12 protein-coding genes, 1 other RNA gene and 1 other annotated feature are annotated in these 17,362 nt (G+C 44.6%); of the genes, 2 read left to right on the top strand and 11 right to left on the bottom strand.

Annotated features, from left to right (window positions below; translation table 11 throughout):
* Positions 1-153 precede the first annotated feature (153 nt).
* Entirely contained in the window at positions 154-1,419 is a 1,266-nt protein-coding gene (locus CU633_RS07200; protein ID WP_101659049.1) for a replication-associated recombination protein A, read from the top strand.
* Between the two features lie 413 nt (positions 1,420-1,832).
* On the opposite strand, the gene CU633_RS07195 is transcribed toward CU633_RS07200, so the two are convergent.
* The 6 genes from CU633_RS07195 to CU633_RS22790 form a co-directional block, all read right to left on the bottom strand.
* Positions 1,833-2,573: a hypothetical protein gene (locus CU633_RS07195; protein ID WP_101659048.1), complete on the bottom strand. Its 741-nt coding sequence runs from the start codon at positions 2,571-2,573 to the stop codon at positions 1,833-1,835.
* A gap of 627 nt (positions 2,574-3,200) precedes the next feature.
* Positions 3,201-3,965 (bottom strand): tRNA threonylcarbamoyladenosine dehydratase, encoded by a 765-nt coding sequence (locus CU633_RS07190; protein WP_101659047.1) that lies wholly within the window; start codon positions 3,963-3,965, stop codon positions 3,201-3,203.
* Positions 3,966-4,124: 159 nt separating this feature from the next.
* Positions 4,125-4,314: non-coding RNA, 6S RNA (gene ssrS, locus CU633_RS07185), on the bottom strand.
* Between the two features lie 62 nt (positions 4,315-4,376).
* On the bottom strand, positions 4,377-6,152 hold the full coding sequence (gene aspS, locus CU633_RS07180) for an aspartate--tRNA ligase (protein ID WP_101659046.1): 1,776 nt from the start codon (positions 6,150-6,152) through the stop codon (positions 4,377-4,379).
* Between the two features lie 12 nt (positions 6,153-6,164).
* The gene (gene hisS / locus CU633_RS07175) at positions 6,165-7,436 is read right to left on the bottom strand and encodes a histidine--tRNA ligase (protein WP_101659045.1); all 1,272 of its coding nucleotides are present in this window, start codon (positions 7,434-7,436) and stop codon (positions 6,165-6,167) included.
* Positions 7,437-7,666: 230 nt separating this feature from the next.
* Positions 7,667-7,904 (bottom strand) — a binding site (T-box leader).
* A gap of 65 nt (positions 7,905-7,969) precedes the next feature.
* Positions 7,970-8,146: a hypothetical protein gene (locus tag CU633_RS22790; RefSeq protein ID WP_180954905.1), complete on the bottom strand. Its 177-nt coding sequence runs from the start codon at positions 8,144-8,146 to the stop codon at positions 7,970-7,972.
* Positions 8,147-8,372: 226 nt separating this feature from the next.
* On the opposite strand from CU633_RS22790, the gene CU633_RS07170 reads away from it, so the two are divergent.
* Complete coding sequence (locus CU633_RS07170; protein WP_101659044.1) at positions 8,373-10,115, top strand: SH3 domain-containing protein; 1,743 nt, start codon at positions 8,373-8,375, stop codon at positions 10,113-10,115.
* Between the two features lie 87 nt (positions 10,116-10,202).
* On the opposite strand, the gene dtd is transcribed toward CU633_RS07170, so the two are convergent.
* The 5 genes from dtd to CU633_RS07145 all read right to left on the bottom strand — a co-directional run bounded on the left by dtd (position 10,203) and on the right by CU633_RS07145 (position 17,359).
* A complete protein-coding gene (dtd, locus tag CU633_RS07165; protein WP_101659043.1) occupies positions 10,203-10,643 on the bottom strand; it encodes a D-aminoacyl-tRNA deacylase in 441 nt (146 codons plus the stop codon).
* Between the two features lie 11 nt (positions 10,644-10,654).
* Positions 10,655-12,850 (bottom strand): RelA/SpoT family protein, encoded by a 2,196-nt coding sequence (locus CU633_RS07160; protein ID WP_101659042.1) that lies wholly within the window; start codon positions 12,848-12,850, stop codon positions 10,655-10,657.
* A 266-nt stretch (positions 12,851-13,116) separates the two neighbouring features.
* Complete coding sequence (locus tag CU633_RS07155) at positions 13,117-13,629, bottom strand: adenine phosphoribosyltransferase (protein WP_101659041.1); 513 nt, start codon at positions 13,627-13,629, stop codon at positions 13,117-13,119.
* Positions 13,620-15,986, bottom strand: coding sequence for a single-stranded-DNA-specific exonuclease RecJ (gene recJ, locus CU633_RS07150; protein WP_101659040.1), 2,367 nt, complete (start codon positions 15,984-15,986; stop codon positions 13,620-13,622). Before recJ ends, CU633_RS07155 begins: the two co-directional genes overlap by 10 nt.
* 152 nt (positions 15,987-16,138) lie before the next feature.
* Positions 16,139-17,359, bottom strand: a complete 1,221-nt coding sequence (locus CU633_RS07145) for a cation:proton antiporter (RefSeq protein ID WP_101659039.1) — start codon at positions 17,357-17,359, stop codon at positions 16,139-16,141.
* Positions 17,360-17,362: the final 3 nt, after the last annotated feature.

Genomic DNA, 17,362 nt, shown 5'->3' with positions numbered 1-17,362 from the left:
TTTTTAAACTTGCGTTAAATTCATAGTAGCCAGGTAGGCATTAGATATTATAGCACAATTAAACAGGCAAATGCATTCCAGTACAGAAGTTCGTATGTTACATTTAAAAAAACTATTCTTTTAGAAATGATCGATTGATTTGGAGAGATGGATATGAGCCAAAAACCGCTCGCTTTTCGAATGCGGCCGCGTACAATAGAGGAAATCATCGGCCAGCAGCATTTAGTTGGTCCCGGTAAAATTATTGCCCGAATGGTCAAGGCAAAGCAATTGTCTTCGATGATCCTTTACGGCCCTCCCGGCATTGGCAAAACCTCGATTGCAAGCGCGATTGCCGGAAGTACAAAATATGCGTTTCGAACCTTAAATGCTGTGACCAATAACAAAAAAGATCTTGAAATCGTTGCAGCTGAAGCAAAAATGTCAGGAAAAGTGATCCTGTTACTCGACGAGGTTCATCGTTTGGATAAAGGGAAACAGGATTTTCTTCTTCCTTACCTCGAAAATGGCATGATCACCTTAATCGGGGCAACAACAAGCAACCCGTACCATGCAATCAATCCGGCAATCAGGAGTCGCACGCAAATTTTCGAATTAAAACCGCTCGAGGTAAATGAAATTAAAACTGCATTGGTGCGGGCACTGGAGGATGAGGAACGGGGCCTTGGCGGATATAAGGCAAGCATTTCCGAAGATGCCCTTATACATCTTGCAACCGCCTCAAATGGTGATGTCAGGAGTGCTTTAAATGCGCTCGAGCTTGCTGTCCTTTCCACTGAAAAAAATGATGAAGGTATTATTACAATTGGAATAGAGACCGCCGAAGAATGCATCCAGAGGAAAAGTTTAACCTATGATAAAGACGGGGACGGCCATTATGATGTGATCTCGGCATTCCAGAAATCGATCAGGGGAAGTGATGTGAATGCCGCTCTCCACTATTTAGGCCGGTTGATTGAAGCCGGTGATCTCGTCTCCTTGAGCCGGCGGCTGCTTGTGATTGCATACGAAGATATCGGCCTGGCGAATCCCCAGGCAGGCGCACGAACATTGGCAGCGGTGGAAACAGCGGAACGGCTCGGCTTTCCTGAAGCCCGGATTCCGCTTGCCAATGCCGTGATCGAGCTTTGCCTGTCGCCCAAATCCAACTCCGCCTACACAGCCCTTGACGCAGCGCTTGCCGATATCCGGTCAGGCAACAGCGGCGAAATCCCTGACCATTTAAAGGATGCCCATTATAAAGGTGCAAAAGAGCTTGGCAGAGGAATCGGCTATTTATATCCGCACGATTACGAGAACGGATGGGTGAAACAGCAGTACTTGCCTGATCGAATCAAACATAAAGAATACTACCAACCGAAGAAGACGGGAAAATTTGAGCAGGCGCTTGCAGCAGTTTATGAGAAACTTAGGAAATAAATATTATGAAGACTAATAGAAGTATGTTTAAGTTATGTTCATTACGCTAGATATACAGGAGAGAGAACCGTTATTCTTACTAACCCGGATAGGCATTGATTGTTTGTGTTTTTTCTCATTTTATGTATCTAACTGAAAAAAACTCTGAATCGCTTCGCTAAGCTAGGTTGTATAAGTACTGACTTTTCTTGTTTATATGGTGTTACTTTTGGATTGGAAGACAAAGTTGAGTTTCGCATTTTCAACATATAAAATTTAATTCATCATAGAAAAAAGTTGACCCCACATCTAAATGAAAAACGGGACAAATAGCATAATAAAATCTAAAAAAAGCCAATTCCCTAATATATATGGGATTGGCTTTTGTAATATGAAATCTATGTTTTTTTACAAAATAATATTGATTTAAAGAACTAGACTTCCCAATAATAGAAACATACACCTATTGGCTTCTGTGCACTTCCACTTCCAACTTTCTTATCAAACCCAATCCATGGATCATTCCATACTTCATAGTTTTTTATTAAGAAGATAGGGTTTGCTCTTATATTATAAGTCTTTCCTGCAGGAACTTTAACAGAATAAGAATCGCTTACAGTATAGGTAGATGTAACATTAAATCCAACTCCAGCCGAGACGACTTGAGCAGATACTCCTACATTGGCATTAAAGGAAGCACTCACAGTTTCAGTGACAGTCATTGTTGGTGTTGATGGCCCAGTATAATAAGAAGACCTAATTACTTGAGCTCCACACGCCTCTGAACTACGAATGTTTTTAAGATAATAACCAGTACCTGCTTGTGTAGTAAAGTCACTGCTAGGGTTTGTCGTAGAATTAGGGGCTGGGTTACTATAAGAGAATGAAATACCAACTAATTTTGCTCCTGGACTAGGAGCTTCTAAACCAAGTGCTTTTACATACTTCTCTGGGTTTTTGACGTCATAAACTTTATTACCATTTTTAGATTTGATTGTCTTAGATTCTTGAAGTTCTTCTTGGGGTATATCAGTTATAGCACATGATTTTGCATTGGCTGGTGTTAGACTAGTTGATAGTTTGTCTGCATAGACAAATCCTTTAGTACTAAAACCGATTACAGCAATGATTAATGCAATTACAAATGCAACCTTAGAAACAACTTTTAGTCTCAACAAAATCTCCTCCTTTGGTATAATCAAGTATATTATAACATATAATGTTAATTATTTTCCTTTTTTTTCTAAACTTTTTTAAAAAAGGTGAAAAGGAGTGGTTTAACTGTTAGAGAAGTGGCTTCTTAAGAGTTTAATTTATGGATTTATGGGTGGTTTGAGCTATGGAATTCTATTTTTTCCCAGAGAAAATATAACCAAAGTAGGAGAGACTTATATTCATTCCTATCAGCCTCTATCAGAGTATATATTAGGAATTGTTCGTTTCTCAATCAAGACTTCCTTAATAGCCGTAGCTATTGTTTTAGTGTTTTTCTTATACAAAAAATATTTTAAAAAGTGACCGCAAGATGTGTATGTTAAATATGATATGGAAAAAGAGGAGACCTGTTCTTGGACTCCTCTTTTTCCACACCACAATTCCATAGAATACATTTTAAAGGACTTCCACCTTGTAGTTAAAAGTTCTCATCCAGAGTGCATTTCTGATCCTGTCCAAATTATACTAAAATCAAAGATTCAAGCAACAAAATCCAGATCAATTATCCGCGGGTAAAAAAAAACAGACAAAACACTAGCGCTTTTGTCTGTCGGTTATCTTCATATTCAACTCGTAAACCTGGCCTGCTATTCGCTCCTGACGCGATGGATTTTAACTCCGTGCAGCAATTCTTTCACGACATGGCTGGCCATGATCAGGCCGGCAACGGATGGGACAAACGCATTGGATGATGGCGGCATTTTTGCTTTGCGAATTTGCGCTTTGTCATTGCCGACTTCTTTTCTGACGTCCTCGCGAATCACAATTGGGCTTTCATCGGAAAACACAACCGGGATTCCTTTGCGGATTCCCTCTTTCCGCAATTTTGTCCTGATCACCTTTGCAATCGGGTCCGTATGTGTTTTTGAAATATCGGCAATCTGGAAGCGGGTCGGATCCATTTTATTCGCCGCTCCCATGCTCGATATAATCGGAATATTGCGCTTCAAGCATTCTTTCATCAAATGAATTTTATAAGAAATTGTATCGGAAGCATCAACGACATAATCAAGATTATAGCTAAAAATCTCTTCATATGTTTCTTCAGTGTAAAACATCTTTAAGGCGATTACTTCACAGTCCGGATTAATATCCTCAATCCGCTCTTTCATGATGTCCACCTTTGGCCTGCCCACAGTCGACAGCAGGGCAATAATTTGCCGGTTCACATTCGTTATATCGACATCATCTTTATCTATTAATACAAGCCTGCCGACACCTGATCTTGCCAGAGCCTCTGCCGAAAAAGAACCGACTCCGCCAATGCCAAGCACGGCGACAGTTGCGTTCTTCATCTTTTCAAGCCCTTCTTTGCCGATCGCGAGCTCATTGCGTGAAAATTGGTGTAACATCTATTTCAACTCCGTTATTCTCCTAAATAGTTTCTTTATGTTTTTCCCGTTAATGAATATATCATACTTACCGGCAAAAACAAGTAGTCTTTCAAGTAATTTTTGCATAAGAAAACCCCATGCGCAGTCCACATGGAGTTTTAAAGGCGTATGTACCGAAAGAGTCCCAATCGTGCCGTTGCCTTTAATTGATGCCTTCGTTTTGAACCCGCTCTCGCAGGTGGGTGTCCTGTTCCAAACTTTTGTAAGTCCTTCCATAAGGCATTTACGCAGAGTGGAAACGCAGACTCCCGAAGTTAAAGATGTTCGGTCAAAACTTCAGGAATTACAACGAACACATCAGGACTCTTTTTCTATTGATTGTATCTTACCATATTCGCATGCTGCTTTCAAGAAACTGGGTATAGGTAATTACTCATCTTTCTTAACATTCAGTGACAAATGCAATTCTTTCAGCTGGGCCGGATCGACTTCTCCCGGAGCATCTGTTAATAGACAGCTGGCACTCGCCGTTTTCGGAAAAGCAATCGTATCACGAAGATTTGATCTGCCGGCGAGCAGCATGACAAGCCGGTCAAGCCCAAGCGCAATGCCCCCGTGCGGCGGTGTCCCGTATTCAAAGGCTTCAAGCAGGAAACCGAACTGTTCGTTCGCTTCTTCCGGTGTAAAGCCAAGCACTGAGAACATTTTCTCCTGGATATCGCGTTCGAAAATACGGAGCGAGCCTCCGCCAAGCTCAAAGCCGTTAAGCACAATGTCATAGGCCTGCGCCCTGACTCTTGCAGGATCCGATTCGAGCAGGTGCATATCTTCCCTTACCGGCATTGTAAAAGGATGATGTGCTGCATAATAACGGCCTTCTTCTTCATCATACTCCAACAGCGGCCAGTCGGTGACCCAGAGGAAGTTGAACAGGCTCTGGTCAATAAGTCCCAATTCTTTGCCAAGCTTCAATCTTAACGCACCGAGGGAATCGGCGACGACATTTTTCTTATCAGCAACAAACAGGAGGAGATCGCCCGGTTCTACTTGTAAAATTCTCGTAAATTGTTCCTGCTCTTCATCCGGGACAAATTTGCTGATTGGACCTTTTAAGCCCTCCTCCTCTGCCTTGAGCCAGGCAAGACCTTTTGCCCCGTAGCGCGCAGCAAATTCGGTGAGCGCATCAATATCCTTTCTTGAATATTTCGAAGCGCCTCCTTTAACATTCAGGGCCTTAACCTGTCCTCCACCGGAAACAGCGCCGGCAAACACTTTAAAGCCGGAATTTTTAACGACTTCGGAAAGGTCAGCCAGCTCCATCCCAAAGCGGGTATCCGGTTTGTCTGAACCATAGCGGCTCATCGCCTCCGCATACGTCATTCGGGGGAACGGCAGCTGCACCTGTATTCCTTTCACCTCGCTCATGATTTTCTCCATCATCTTTTCTATTAAAGAAATGATGTCTTCCTCACTCATGAAGCTTGTTTCAATATCGAGCTGGGTGAATTCGGGCTGGCGGTCAGCGCGCAAGTCCTCATCGCGGAAACAGCGGGCAATCTGGTAGTACCTTTCAATTCCGCCGACCATGAGAAGCTGCTTGAAAAGCTGTGGAGACTGGGGCAAAGCATAAAACTCCCCCGGATGAACCCGGCTTGGAACAAGATAATCGCGGGCTCCCTCCGGTGTGCTTTTCGTTAAGATTGGCGTTTCAATATCCAAAAACCCTTCTCCATCAAGGTAATCGCGCATGACCTTTGTCACCTGATGGCGCATCTTAAAGGTCTCAACCATGACAGGACGGCGCAAATCCAAATAACGGTATTTTAACCGGATTTCTTCTGCCACATCTGTCTTGTCGCTAATCAAAAATGGAGGTGTTTTCGATTCATTGATAATCGTCACTTTTTCCGCATGAATTTCGACTTTTCCAGTTTTTAAATTCTCATTGACGGTTCCTGCTTCTCTGGCGACAACCGTTCCTTCAACATCGAGCACATATTCAGAACGGATTTTTTCAGCGGCCGAAAGAGCATCCTTTGAAGCATCAGGGTTAAAAACGACCTGAACGATGCCTGTTCTGTCGCGAAGGTCAACAAAGATCAGCCCGCCAAGATCGCGGCGCTTTTGAACCCAGCCTTTTAGCGTTACTTTTTCACCGATCGCTTTCTCTGTTACTTCACCGCAAAAATAGCTTCTCCCAAACATATTCATCCTCCTCTAGTTCAACAGCTCTTTCAATTTATCTATAAATGAATCAAGGCTGATCCCAGTTTGTTCACCTGTATCCATATTTTTCAAATTGATTTTTTTTGCCTGCAGCTCATCATCGCCGAGGACAGCCACAAATTTTGCATGGCTTCGATCCGCCGCCTTGAACTGTCCTTTAATTTTCCGGTCAAGATAATCGCGTTCTGCAGAAAACCCGGCCGCCCTCAGTCTGTGGAGTAAACCAACTGTGTAATCCTTTGCTTCTTCACCGAGAGACACAAGGTAACAGTCAAGGCCTTCCTGCACGGGCAGTTCAATATTTTCAGCCTTAAGAGCTGCAATCAACCGTTCGATGCTGAGCGCAAAACCGATTCCAGGCGTCTCCGGTCCGCCGATTTCCTGTACTAGGCCGTTGTATCTCCCGCCTCCGCAAAGGGTCGTAATCGCGCCGAATCCTTCTGCCTCGCTCATAATTTCAAAAGCTGTGTGGCAGTAATAGTCAAGGCCGCGCACGAGGTTTGGATCGACTTCAAATGAAATGCCAAGGTCGGTTAAGTATTTTTGTACCTTTTGAAAATATTCCCTGGAATCTTCATTTAGAAAGTCAAGAATCGATGGGGCTGTTTTCATCAGCTCGTGGCCGCGGTCCTGCTTGCAATCAAGAATCCGCAACGGATTTGTGCCAAGCCGGTTTTGGCAGTCTGCACAAAACTCGCCGATCCGGGGCTCAAAGTGCTTTACAAGTGCATCCCTGTGCGCCTTCCGGCTGTCTTTGTCACCAAGGCTGTTAATGACGACCTTCAGAGATTTGAGGCCAAGCTCCCGATACAGCATGACGGCCAGGGAGATGACTTCAGCATCAATCGCTGGATCAGCACTGCCGAGAGCCTCCACCCCAAACTGGACAAACTGCCGGTACCTGCCTGCCTGGGGACGTTCGTACCTGAACATTGGACCCATATAGTAAAGCTTAACCGGCTGGTTCGCATAGCCAAACATCTTATTTTCGACGAAAGAACGAACAGCCGATGCCGTTCCTTCCGGCCTTAGCGTCAGACTCCGTTCCCCCCTGTCTTCAAACGTGTACATTTCCTTTTGGACAATATCTGTCGAATCGCCGACACTCCTTGTGAACAATTCAGTATGTTCAAAAATCGGCGTCCTGATTTCGCGGTATTGGTATTTTTTACAGAGGTCGCGCGCCTTTTGTTCAATCAGCTGCCATATTTCCGATTGTCCGGGCAAGATATCCTGCGTTCCTCTCGGGATTTGAATCGACATGATCTTTTTTCCTCCTCCTAAAAACGTTTATGTATGGAATGAATTTTATAAAGCAATTCTTTAATTGAAAAACGAACAGTTATTTAAAATTAAGAAAGTATTATTCGATTCTTACGGTACCTCCTATTTATTTAGACAATTTTCATTCGTTTTTCGGTCTAGCTTATTACATTGTGAAATTTACTCGTATGGCAAAACAAAAAAACTCCCGGTCCCTTGTCTATTGCTAAACAAGGGACGAGAGTCTGGATTTCCCGTGGTGCCACCCTAATTGAAGCCTTAAACAGACTTCCTCTTTAACAGTTAACGCCTGCATACGTTCATCCCCTACTAAAGCTCAAGTCTTTTTCAGGGCGAAGCCTACGGAGTGTTCGTTCATTAAGGGATCATGCGGATCTGCTTTCAGCCTGGGACAAATCCTCTCTTTTCATGCAGTTCTTAACTACTCTTCTCCATCATCGGTTTAAGTAAAATTTGCGACATTTTTATTTATATAATAATACGGAGCATCCTGCCCGATGTCAAGGGCCAAATTACGACCTTTCCAATTGCTTCTTTAGCTTGCGGACGTCTCTGACCGTTAATCCGAATTCAGAAGCGAGTTCAAAAGTACTCGCATTTTGCTCCTTCTCGATAAAATCATGAAAATCGACACCGAACAGCTGGTTCTCACCCGAATGGGCCGCCAACCCCTTTTCACTAAATCTCATCTCAACCATCCTTTGTGCGTGACAAACGAAAAGCCGCTTGTTCCTGTTGTTCTCCTATAGCCTATTGTGCCCACGCCAGCCGAAAAATTTTCAATCTAAAAAAGATTTTTTAAAAGTTTAGGAACAATGGACGATATTAACAAATAAGGAATGAATTTATTTGGGTTGTCCGTTAAAATAATTTTATATATCCATCAAGGGGGGAATCTGTCTGAAAAAGAATAAATTGATCCTTTTCCTCACTTGCGTGTTTTTACTCACAGGCGCATGTCAGCCGCGCCTGTCGGCTGCTGCTGACAGTTCCGTCACGATTACCGCAAGCTCGCTGAATGTTCGGGAAGGCCCGGGACTTTCTTTCAAGGTGATCGGCGAGGTTAAAAACGGAGAAACATATTCTTCGAAAAAAGTTGAGGAAGATTGGATTCAAATAAAGCTGGCGAATGGCCGCAAAGGCTGGGTCGCGAACTGGCATGTTTCTTCTGAACAGGAAAGCTCTGCCGAAGAAGTTTCTGCAACAAGCGGCACAGGAACTGTTACAACGGATGGTTTGCGACTGAGAAAAGGGCCGGGCACCGAGTTTCAAGTAGTTGCGGTTTTAAGCAGTGGCCAGACGGTGGATATTCTTGAAACAAACGAAAATTGGACCAAGATCAAAGCCCCGGACGGGGAAGGCTGGATTTCAAAGGAATATTTGGCGGCAGCCCCGGATCAAGAAAAGAAGCGGGCTAATAAATCGACTAAAAAAAGCGGGACGGCGACAGTAAACTCGTTAAATGTCAGGGAGCAGCCATCACTGCAAAGCAATGTGATCAAAAAACTCGGGGAAGGCGAGACATTTTTGGTCCAGTCTGAAAAAGACGGCTGGTTGGAAATCAGTATTTCCGGGCAGACGGGGTGGGTAAAGAGCGAGTATGTTGCAACAAATTCCCGGAGTAAAGCAAAGAAAGCCGGAGACGCAGCGCCTGACTTAAACGGCGTAACAGCTGCAGTAACCACCGACAATCTTCAAGTCCGCGCACAAGGAAGTTTTGCGGGAGAGGTTATCGGGTCTGTTTCAAAAGGTAAGGAATATCCAGTCCTTGAAGAAAAAAATAATTGGACAAAAATCGAATATGAACCAGGCTTGTCCGGCTGGGTAGCGAGCTGGTATTTGAGTAAATCGGCGCGCAAAAGCAGCACCGGGGCAAAGCAAGAGGTAAAAAACAGCACGGTTGCAATTTTGCACGATGGGACAAACATCCGCAATAAACCGGGCGTCGATCATTCTGTTATCAGCCGGGCAAACCAGGGAGAATCATTTCAAGTCATCAGCATGAAAAATGACTGGTATGAAATCGAACTTTCAAACGGCTCAACCGGCTTTGTCGCGGGCTGGCTTGTTTCAGTGAACGGCCCGGCCCCGAAAATAGAAAAGCCTGGCGGCGAGAAGCACATCAAAGGGAAAACGATTATCATTGACCCCGGCCATGGCGGAAGGGATTTTGGTGCGACGGGGGCAGCTGGAACGAACGAGAAGGAATTGACCCTGAAAACCGCAAAGCTCTTATATGATAAGCTAAAAGCAGCAGGCGCCAATGTTATTCTTACCCGCAGCAACGATACATACAAGTCGTTAAAGGCAAGAGTTAAACTTGCGCATTCATCCGGTGCTGATGCTTTTATCAGTATTCACTACGACAGCATTGAAGACAACAGTGTAAGAGGAATGACCAGCTTTTACTATCATGACTATCAAAAGACTTTAGCAGAGTCCATTCATGCGGCTGCCGCAGGGCAAGCAAAGATCAAGGATCGCGGCGTGCGCCACGGCGATTATTTAGTATTAAGGGAAAATAAACAGACCGCCGTTCTGCTGGAGCTCGGTTATCTTAGCAACCCGTCTGAAGAAACACTTATTACTTCGGGAACCTATCAGGAATCGATTGCTTCTGGAGTATTTGACGGGCTTACCCGCTATTTCAAAAAATAGGACAAGCCTTTAAAAATACGATAATTGGACAGTAAAAAACCGGAAAGGCGTTTTGTCTTTCCGGTTTTTTGCAGGTTCATATATTTTTTATTTGCTGTCGATGATCAATGTTACAGGTCCATCGTTATTCAGCTCAACATTCATCATCTCGCCAAACCGGCCTGTTTCGACGTGAATCCCTTTTTCAGTGAGGAGCTGATTAAAAATGCCATAAATCTCCGCGGCCTGGCCGGGTTTTGCAGCGTCCATGAAATTAGGGCGCCTCCCCTTGCGGCAGTCGCCGTATAAAGTGAACTGCGATACAGATAAAACCTCGCCGCCAACATCAAGCAGTGATAAATTCATTTTGCCGTTTTCATCTTCAAAGACGCGGAGATTGGCAATTTTATCGGCAAGATAGGCAGCATCGCCTGCATTGTCTTCATGGGTTACGCCAACAAGCAGGACAAAGCCGTGTTGTATCTTTCCGACAACCGTTCCTGCAACAGTCACTTTTGCTTCCCTGCTTCTTTGCACTACAACACGCATTGTTTTTCTCCTTAGTTCATGATCCTGCGAACAGAATAAATGTCAGGAATTTGCTTAATCCGGTCGACTACCTTTTGCAGGTGGCTGACATTGTGAATCGCAATTGACATCAAGATCGTTGCCACTTTGTTGCGGTCGGACTTTCCGGAAACAGCTGAAATATTCGTTTTCGTTTCATTGACCGCCTGGAGCACCTCATTGAGCAGCCCCCGGCGATCATATCCGCTGATCTCAATCTCAACATTATATTCCTTGCGGTCATTTAAGCCCGTTTCCCATTCCACTGGGATCAGCCGGGCCTGGGCATCTCCTGAATTGATATTGGTACAATCGGCGCGGTGGACAGACACGCCGCGGCCCTTAGTAATAAAGCCGACAATTTCATCCCCGGGAACCGGGTTGCAGCAACGGGACAGGCGGATTAACAGGTTATCAATGCCCGAGACACGAACGCCTGACTCGCGTTTCTTGACGGACGGAAACGATTTTAATTCGGTAACCGCATCGGAAATATTCGTTTCCTGCTCCCGATCCCGCTGGCGCCGTGATTTCTCCGTCAGGCGGTTGGCAACCTGCAAGGCCGTAATCCCGTTGTAGCCAACCGCTGCATACATATCCTCTTCGTTCGTGAAGTTGAATTTTTCAACAACCCGCTTCACATTATCCGGCGTCAAAATTTCTTTTAAATCGAAATCCATATTGCGGATTTCTTTTTCAACAAGCTCTTTGCCTTTTTCAAAATTTTCGTCTTTACGCTGCTTTTTGAAAAATTGCCTGATTTTATTTTTTGCCTGCGAGGTTTGGGCCAGCTTTAACCAGTCCTGGCTAGGACCATAGGAGTGCTTCGATGTCAGGATTTCAATAATGTCCCCGGTCTTCAGCTTATAATCGAGCGTGACCATTTTCCCGTTGATTTTTGCGCCAATCGTTTTATTGCCGATCTCCGAGTGGATCCGATAGGCAAAATCAATCGGCACCGAACCGTGCGGAAGCTCAATAACGTCCCCTTTTGGCGTAAAAACAAAGACCATATCGGAAAACAGATCGATTTTCAGCGATTCCATGAATTCTTCGGCATTCGCTGTATCATTTTGGAATTCCAGTATCTCCCTGAACCATGTTAGCTTATCTTCAAAGGTAGAACTGTCACCCGCTGATTTACCTTCTTTGTATGCCCAGTGGGCCGCCACCCCGAATTCGGCAATTCGATGCATTTCAAACGTCCGGATTTGCACCTCGAGCGGATCGCCCTTTGGACCGATCACGGTTGTATGCAGGGACTGGTACATATTCGGCTTTGGCATCGCAATATAGTCTTTAAAGCGGCCGGGCATCGGCTTCCAGCATGTATGGATAATCCCAAGCACCGCATAGCAGTCCTTGATGCTGTTTACGACAATTCGCACGGCAAGCAAGTCATAGATTTCATTAAACTGTTTATTTTGCAATGCCATTTTGCGATAAATGCTGTAAATATGCTTTGGCCTGCCGGAAATTTCGGCTTTTATTGACACTTCGCTCATCCGCTCACGCACTTCGCCGATTACTTCATCAAGATACTGCTCCCGCTCCGCCCGTTTTTTCTTCATCAGATTGACTATGCGGTAGTACTGCTGCGGATTTAAATATCTTAAGGCTGTGTCTTCAAGCTCCCATTTAATTTTCGAAATCCCGAGCCTGTGCGCCAGCGGAGCAAAAATTTCAAGCGTTTCATTCGAAATCCGCCTTTGCTTTTCAGCAGGCAGGTGCTTTAAAGTCCGCATGTTGTGGAGCCGGTCTGCGAGCTTTATCAAAATGACCCGAATATCCTGGGCCATCGCCACAAACATTTTCCGATGATTTTCGGCTTGCTGCTCTTCATGCGATTTATACTTAATTTTACCGAGTTTCGTTACACCATCAACAAGCATTGCCACTTCATCGTTAAAAGCTTCTTTTATGTCCTCAAACGATATGTCAGTGTCTTCGACAACATCATGAAGAAAACCGGCTGCGACTGTCGCAGGATCCATCTCCAAATCAGCCAGAATCCCGGCAACCTGGATAGGATGGATAATGTACGGCTCACCTGATTTTCTGTATTGCTCCGAATGGGCACTCCTGGCAAATTCATATGCTTTTCGAACCAGGTTAACGTGCTCGCCATTCAAATATTGTGCTGTTCGGTCGATGACTTGTTCGGCGGTTAACACTTGATCATTCGCCATAGGATCACCTTTATTTCCCCGTTATATTGCTTCTCTCTTTAGAAGCTGTTTTATCTATATGAAGGAGACTTGCAATCTCCCTGCTTTAATCACCTGAGACAATATTTAGAATGATTGTTACTATTATTAAAAAAAAAGGAGAAGATGTAAAGGGAAAGGAGTTTATTTTTTCTGGAAAACAAAAAAAATGTCGAATTTGGTCAAATTGTAAGGCTTCCGATTAATAAAAAAGAGCACCTTCGAACAAGTGCTCTCTCCTATCATCTTTAAAATTGCATTAACGTTAAAATATCATAGCCATCCAGTTTGCTGCGGCCGTCCAGATAGGTTAATTCGATTAAAAAGGCGATCCCGGCGACAATTCCGCCAAGTTGCTCGACCAATTTAATCGTCGCTTCTATCGTTCCCCCGGTTGCGAGCAGGTCATCGGTAATCAAGACCCGCTGCCCCGGCTTGATCGCATCCTTATGAATCGTCAGTACATCTTTCCCATACTCAAGGCCATAATCAACTTTGACCGTTTCACGCGGCAGCTTCCCTTCTTTTCTGACAGGAGCAAAACCTACTCCAAGAGAATACGCCACCGGGCAGCCGATAATAAAGCCTCGCGCCTCTGGCCCGACCACTAAATCTATTTTTCTTTCCCGTGCATAGGCAACGATTTGGTCTGTTGCATATTTATATGCCTGGCCGTTGTCCATCAATGTAGTGATGTCTTTAAATTTAATTCCCGGTTTTGGCCAGTCGGGAACGATCGTTACAAATTGTTTTAAATCCATTCTTTTATTGCCTCCTCATGTTTAACCGACCCTTTAACGTATTGGTCGAACCAGCCTTTTAAGTGCTGAAACGGCGAATAAAGCAAATCATTCTCAAGAGTATATTGTTCCAGTTTTGCTTGATAGGTTTTAGAATCCGTTAAATCACGCTTTTTTATCGATTTATTCAAGGAAATAAATCCATTGTTTATTGTAACAAAATCCAATTCAAAAAACACCTGTGACATAAAATCGATCGTTTCTTTCGTCCAGCCCCTGTTCTTTGCAAGGGCGTCACCGAGGCGATTTAAATCGAATGGAGACTTTTTTGCAAGGAATGCATAATACCACTTAAAATGCTCCCTTGTTGGCACGGTACTAAAAAACTCGCTGCCCTCTTTATAAAAATGAACGTATATTCGTGCCGGCCGCTTACCGGCAACGAGCCGCGCCAGCCATTCTTTTGCCGGCGGAAGATCAACGATCAGCACGCTGCAATCATCGATATCCAATTGGGCCGCATCCTCTTCAGAAGAAATACAGATCATTTCCCTGTTAAAGATGCCCGCAAATTTTTCTCTGTTCGCTTCATGAAAAACAATTGCTTTCAAGTTTGCGGCCGGAATCAGCTCCGCGAGCTTGTCATAGCGCTTTAACCCACGCAGATCAAACAGCTGCCAAGCGGAGACCGACAAGTCATGTAAAAAGATTTGCGGTTTGCGGATATTATTCCATTCATTAATCGACAGTTCTCCGATCACCGACAGTTTTGTTGCAGGCGAAATATGTTCATATAAATGGCCCAGCCCAAACCCGATTCCGTCCAATTCAGCCCCGTTGTCTTCAAGAGTCATTTTCAGGTGGTCCTGGTTGGAGCCGATTTTTCGCATGCTGCTGATTGCGGCATTTTCAACGAGCACTTTCGGCTTTGGATTATCGGTTCCATATGGAGCGAGCATTTGCAGCTCCATCACTGAGGACAAATGGATCTCACTCAGTTCGATTTTTGCATCGAGGTGGACGGCCGGAATAAAATCGTCTTTGCTTAGCTGTTTCCCGGCAAGGTCATTCAGACGGGAGCGGAGCTCGTCCACATTTTCAAGCTGCAGCGTCATCCCCGCTGCCATCGGGTGGCCGCCAAAATGCGGAAGAATATCCTTGCAGAGCGAGAGATTTTTATACAGATCAAATCCAGGGATGCTCCGGGCTGAACCCTTCGCTTCGCCTTTCTCTTTGTCAAAACTGAACACAATGACCGGCCGGTAAAATTTTTCAACAAGCCGGGAGGCAACAATGCCAATGACGCCGGCATTCCATCCCTCCTTGCCAATGACAAGCATTGGATTTTCATCGGCAGGAAAGTGTTCTTCCACTTCCCTGATTGCTTCTTCGGCGATGGAGTTAACAAGAGCTTGCCGCTGTTTATTCAGTTCATCAATTTCCTCTGCCAATGCGGCTGCTTCAAGCTCGTCATCGGTCAAAAGCAGCTTGACGGCAGGATCAGCGTCTATTAATCTTCCGGCTGCATTGATTCGCGGTGCAATCAGAAAGCCGACGGTTTCTTCGGTAATGGCGGCGGGATCGGCACCCGTCACTTTAAATAAGGCTTGCAGCCCTTTATTTTTCGTGATGCTCAATCGTTGAATTCCTTGCCTGGCAATCAGCCTGTTTTCTCCTTGTAATGAAACAAGATCGGCAATCGTGCCGATCGCGGCAAATTCAAGCAAATGCTCAGGCACTCTCCCATAAAGAGCGTGGGAAAGCTTTAAAGCAACTCCCACCCCCGCCAGTTCCCGAAATGGATACAGGCTGTCTTCCAGTTTCGGGTGAATGATTGCAAGAGCTTGCGGCAATTCCGGACCTGGTTCATGGTGATCTGTAATAATGAGGTCAACGCCAAGCCCGGCCGCAACTTTTGCTTCATCGAGGGCTGAAATTCCCGTATCGACCGTGATGATTAGCGCAAATCCTCTTTCTGCAGCTTTTCTAAAGGCCTGTTCATTCGGGCCATATCCTTCTGTAAAACGATTAGGTATGTAAAATTCAACATTGGCTCCCAACTCAACCAGTGTTTTCATCATGACCGCGGTGCTGCTCACTCCATCAGCATCATAATCACCAAAAATCAAGATCGGCTCTTTGTTGCCAATCGCCTCTTGAATTCGCCGTACTGCTTTATCCATATCTTTAAGCAAAAATGGATCATGAAATTGCTGTTCTTTATCAAATAAAAAAGACCGTGCCGCTTCCATGGTATCGAGTCCGCGATTGATAAGCAAAGATGCTACAAGAGGAGTAATGTTCAGTTCTTTTGCGATTGCTTCTGATTTTTCCCGGTCGGACTGTTGAACAATCCAGCGTTTTTTTGACTTTAGCATACGTTCCCTCCTCAACTTTACTATTATACTAGAGCTTGAATGGTGAATTCAATCAAAGATCGAATATCGCGCTTCTGCTCATTAAAGCCAGTTCCAGATGCAACCCTTCCCCAAAAAAATAACGTACCGTTAACGGTACGTTATTTTTTTGCTTATTCAGCTGGGACTGTCACTTTTTTTGGCCTGTTGCTCCACTTGAATATTTTATCCAAAAATCTGTAGATAGTTTTTGATTCTCTTGTAAGGAGCGGTCCTAAAATCGCCAGTATTAGCACATACAAAGCTGAAAATGGCTTTAAAATCGGCATTAATCCGCCCGCAATCCCAATATTGGCAACAATGATCGAAAATTCTCCGCGCGAAACAATCGTCAGCCCGATATTGGAGGATGCTTTATAGGATAAACCGGCACGCCGCCCCGCAATCATTCCTGCAACAAAATTGCCGACGATCGTCAAAATAACAGCACCGAGCGCGAGCCACACAGCTCCGCCGAGGGAAAACGGGTCAATATTCAAGCCAAAGCTGAAGAAAAAGATCGCACCGAAAAAATCTCTGAAAGGAATAACCAAGTGCTCAATCCGCTTGCTGTGCTCTGTTTCTGATAAAACGAGTCCAAGAAGCAGGGCTCCGATCGCTTCCGCAACATGAATTGTCTCCGAAAATCCGGCGATGAAAAACAGCGCGGCAAAGATGACAATGATGAAGATTTCATCTGAAGCAATATTGAGCAGCCGGTTCAAAAGTGGTGTCGCTTTTCTGGCAACGATGAAAAATAACAGCATGTAACCGAGGGCAATCAGAATCGAGGTTAGTGCATCTGCGAAAGAGCTTGAACCGCCGAGAACAAGCCCTGAGACAACGGAAAGATAAACGGCGAGAAAAATATCCTCAAACATGATGATTCCGAGAATCAATTCGGTTTCAGAATTACCCGTTCTCCTCAGATCGACAAGGACTTTTGCGACAATCGCACTTGAAGAGATCGTTACGATACCGGCCATAATTAACACTTCAAGAGTCGGAAAGCCCATTAAATAGGCGTATAGCAACCCCAAACTGAAGTTGATCAGGATATAAATAGTCCCGCCGGTAACAATCGATCTTCCCGACTTAATCAATTTTCCGATTGAAAACTCAAGGCCTAAATAAAACAGTAAAAACAAAACGCCGATTCGGCCGAGGAATTCGATCATTTCCCGGCTCTCTATGAATGTTAAATCTATAATCCCGATTTTAGGAGCGTGCGGCCCGACGATCATTCCAAGAACGATCAAAAAAGGGATGATAGAGAATCTTAGCTTGCCGGCGAGAATCGCTGCCAAAGCCACAAGGACCAATGCTGTACCAACTTCAAACACTAAATGATCCATCTA

The organism is Bacillus sp. V3-13 (assembly GCF_002860165.1).
In the GTDB taxonomy this organism is placed as follows: Bacteria; Bacillota; Bacilli; order Bacillales; family Cytobacillaceae; genus Bacillus_BJ.
The sequence above is the reverse complement of the archived record's forward strand: the minus strand, read 5'-3'. Positions and strand labels throughout refer to the sequence as shown.

Excerpts from the sequence above, each read along its gene's own strand:
- hisS (WP_101659045.1), bottom strand. The coding sequence starts at position 7,436 with ATGTCGATTCAAATCCCGAGAGGAACGCAGGATATCTTGCCCGGACAA.
- CU633_RS07160 (WP_101659042.1), bottom strand. The coding sequence starts at position 12,850 with ATGGCGAATGATCAAGTGTTAACCGCCGAACAAGTCATCGACCGAACA.
- CU633_RS07155 (WP_101659041.1), bottom strand. The coding sequence starts at position 13,629 with ATGGATTTAAAACAATTTGTAACGATCGTTCCCGACTGGCCAAAACCG.
- aspS (WP_101659046.1), bottom strand. The coding sequence starts at position 6,152 with ATGTTTGGGAGAAGCTATTTTTGCGGTGAAGTAACAGAGAAAGCGATC.
- CU633_RS07145 (WP_101659039.1), bottom strand. The coding sequence starts at position 17,359 with ATGGATCATTTAGTGTTTGAAGTTGGTACAGCATTGGTCCTTGTGGCT.
- CU633_RS22790 (WP_180954905.1), bottom strand. The coding sequence starts at position 8,146 with ATGAGATTTAGTGAAAAGGGGTTGGCGGCCCATTCGGGTGAGAACCAG.
- recJ (WP_101659040.1), bottom strand. The coding sequence starts at position 15,986 with ATGCTAAAGTCAAAAAAACGCTGGATTGTTCAACAGTCCGACCGGGAA.
- dtd (WP_101659043.1), bottom strand. The coding sequence starts at position 10,643 with ATGCGTGTTGTAGTGCAAAGAAGCAGGGAAGCAAAAGTGACTGTTGCA.
- CU633_RS07190 (WP_101659047.1), bottom strand. The coding sequence starts at position 3,965 with ATGTTACACCAATTTTCACGCAATGAGCTCGCGATCGGCAAAGAAGGG.
- CU633_RS07200 (WP_101659049.1), top strand. The coding sequence starts at position 154 with ATGAGCCAAAAACCGCTCGCTTTTCGAATGCGGCCGCGTACAATAGAG.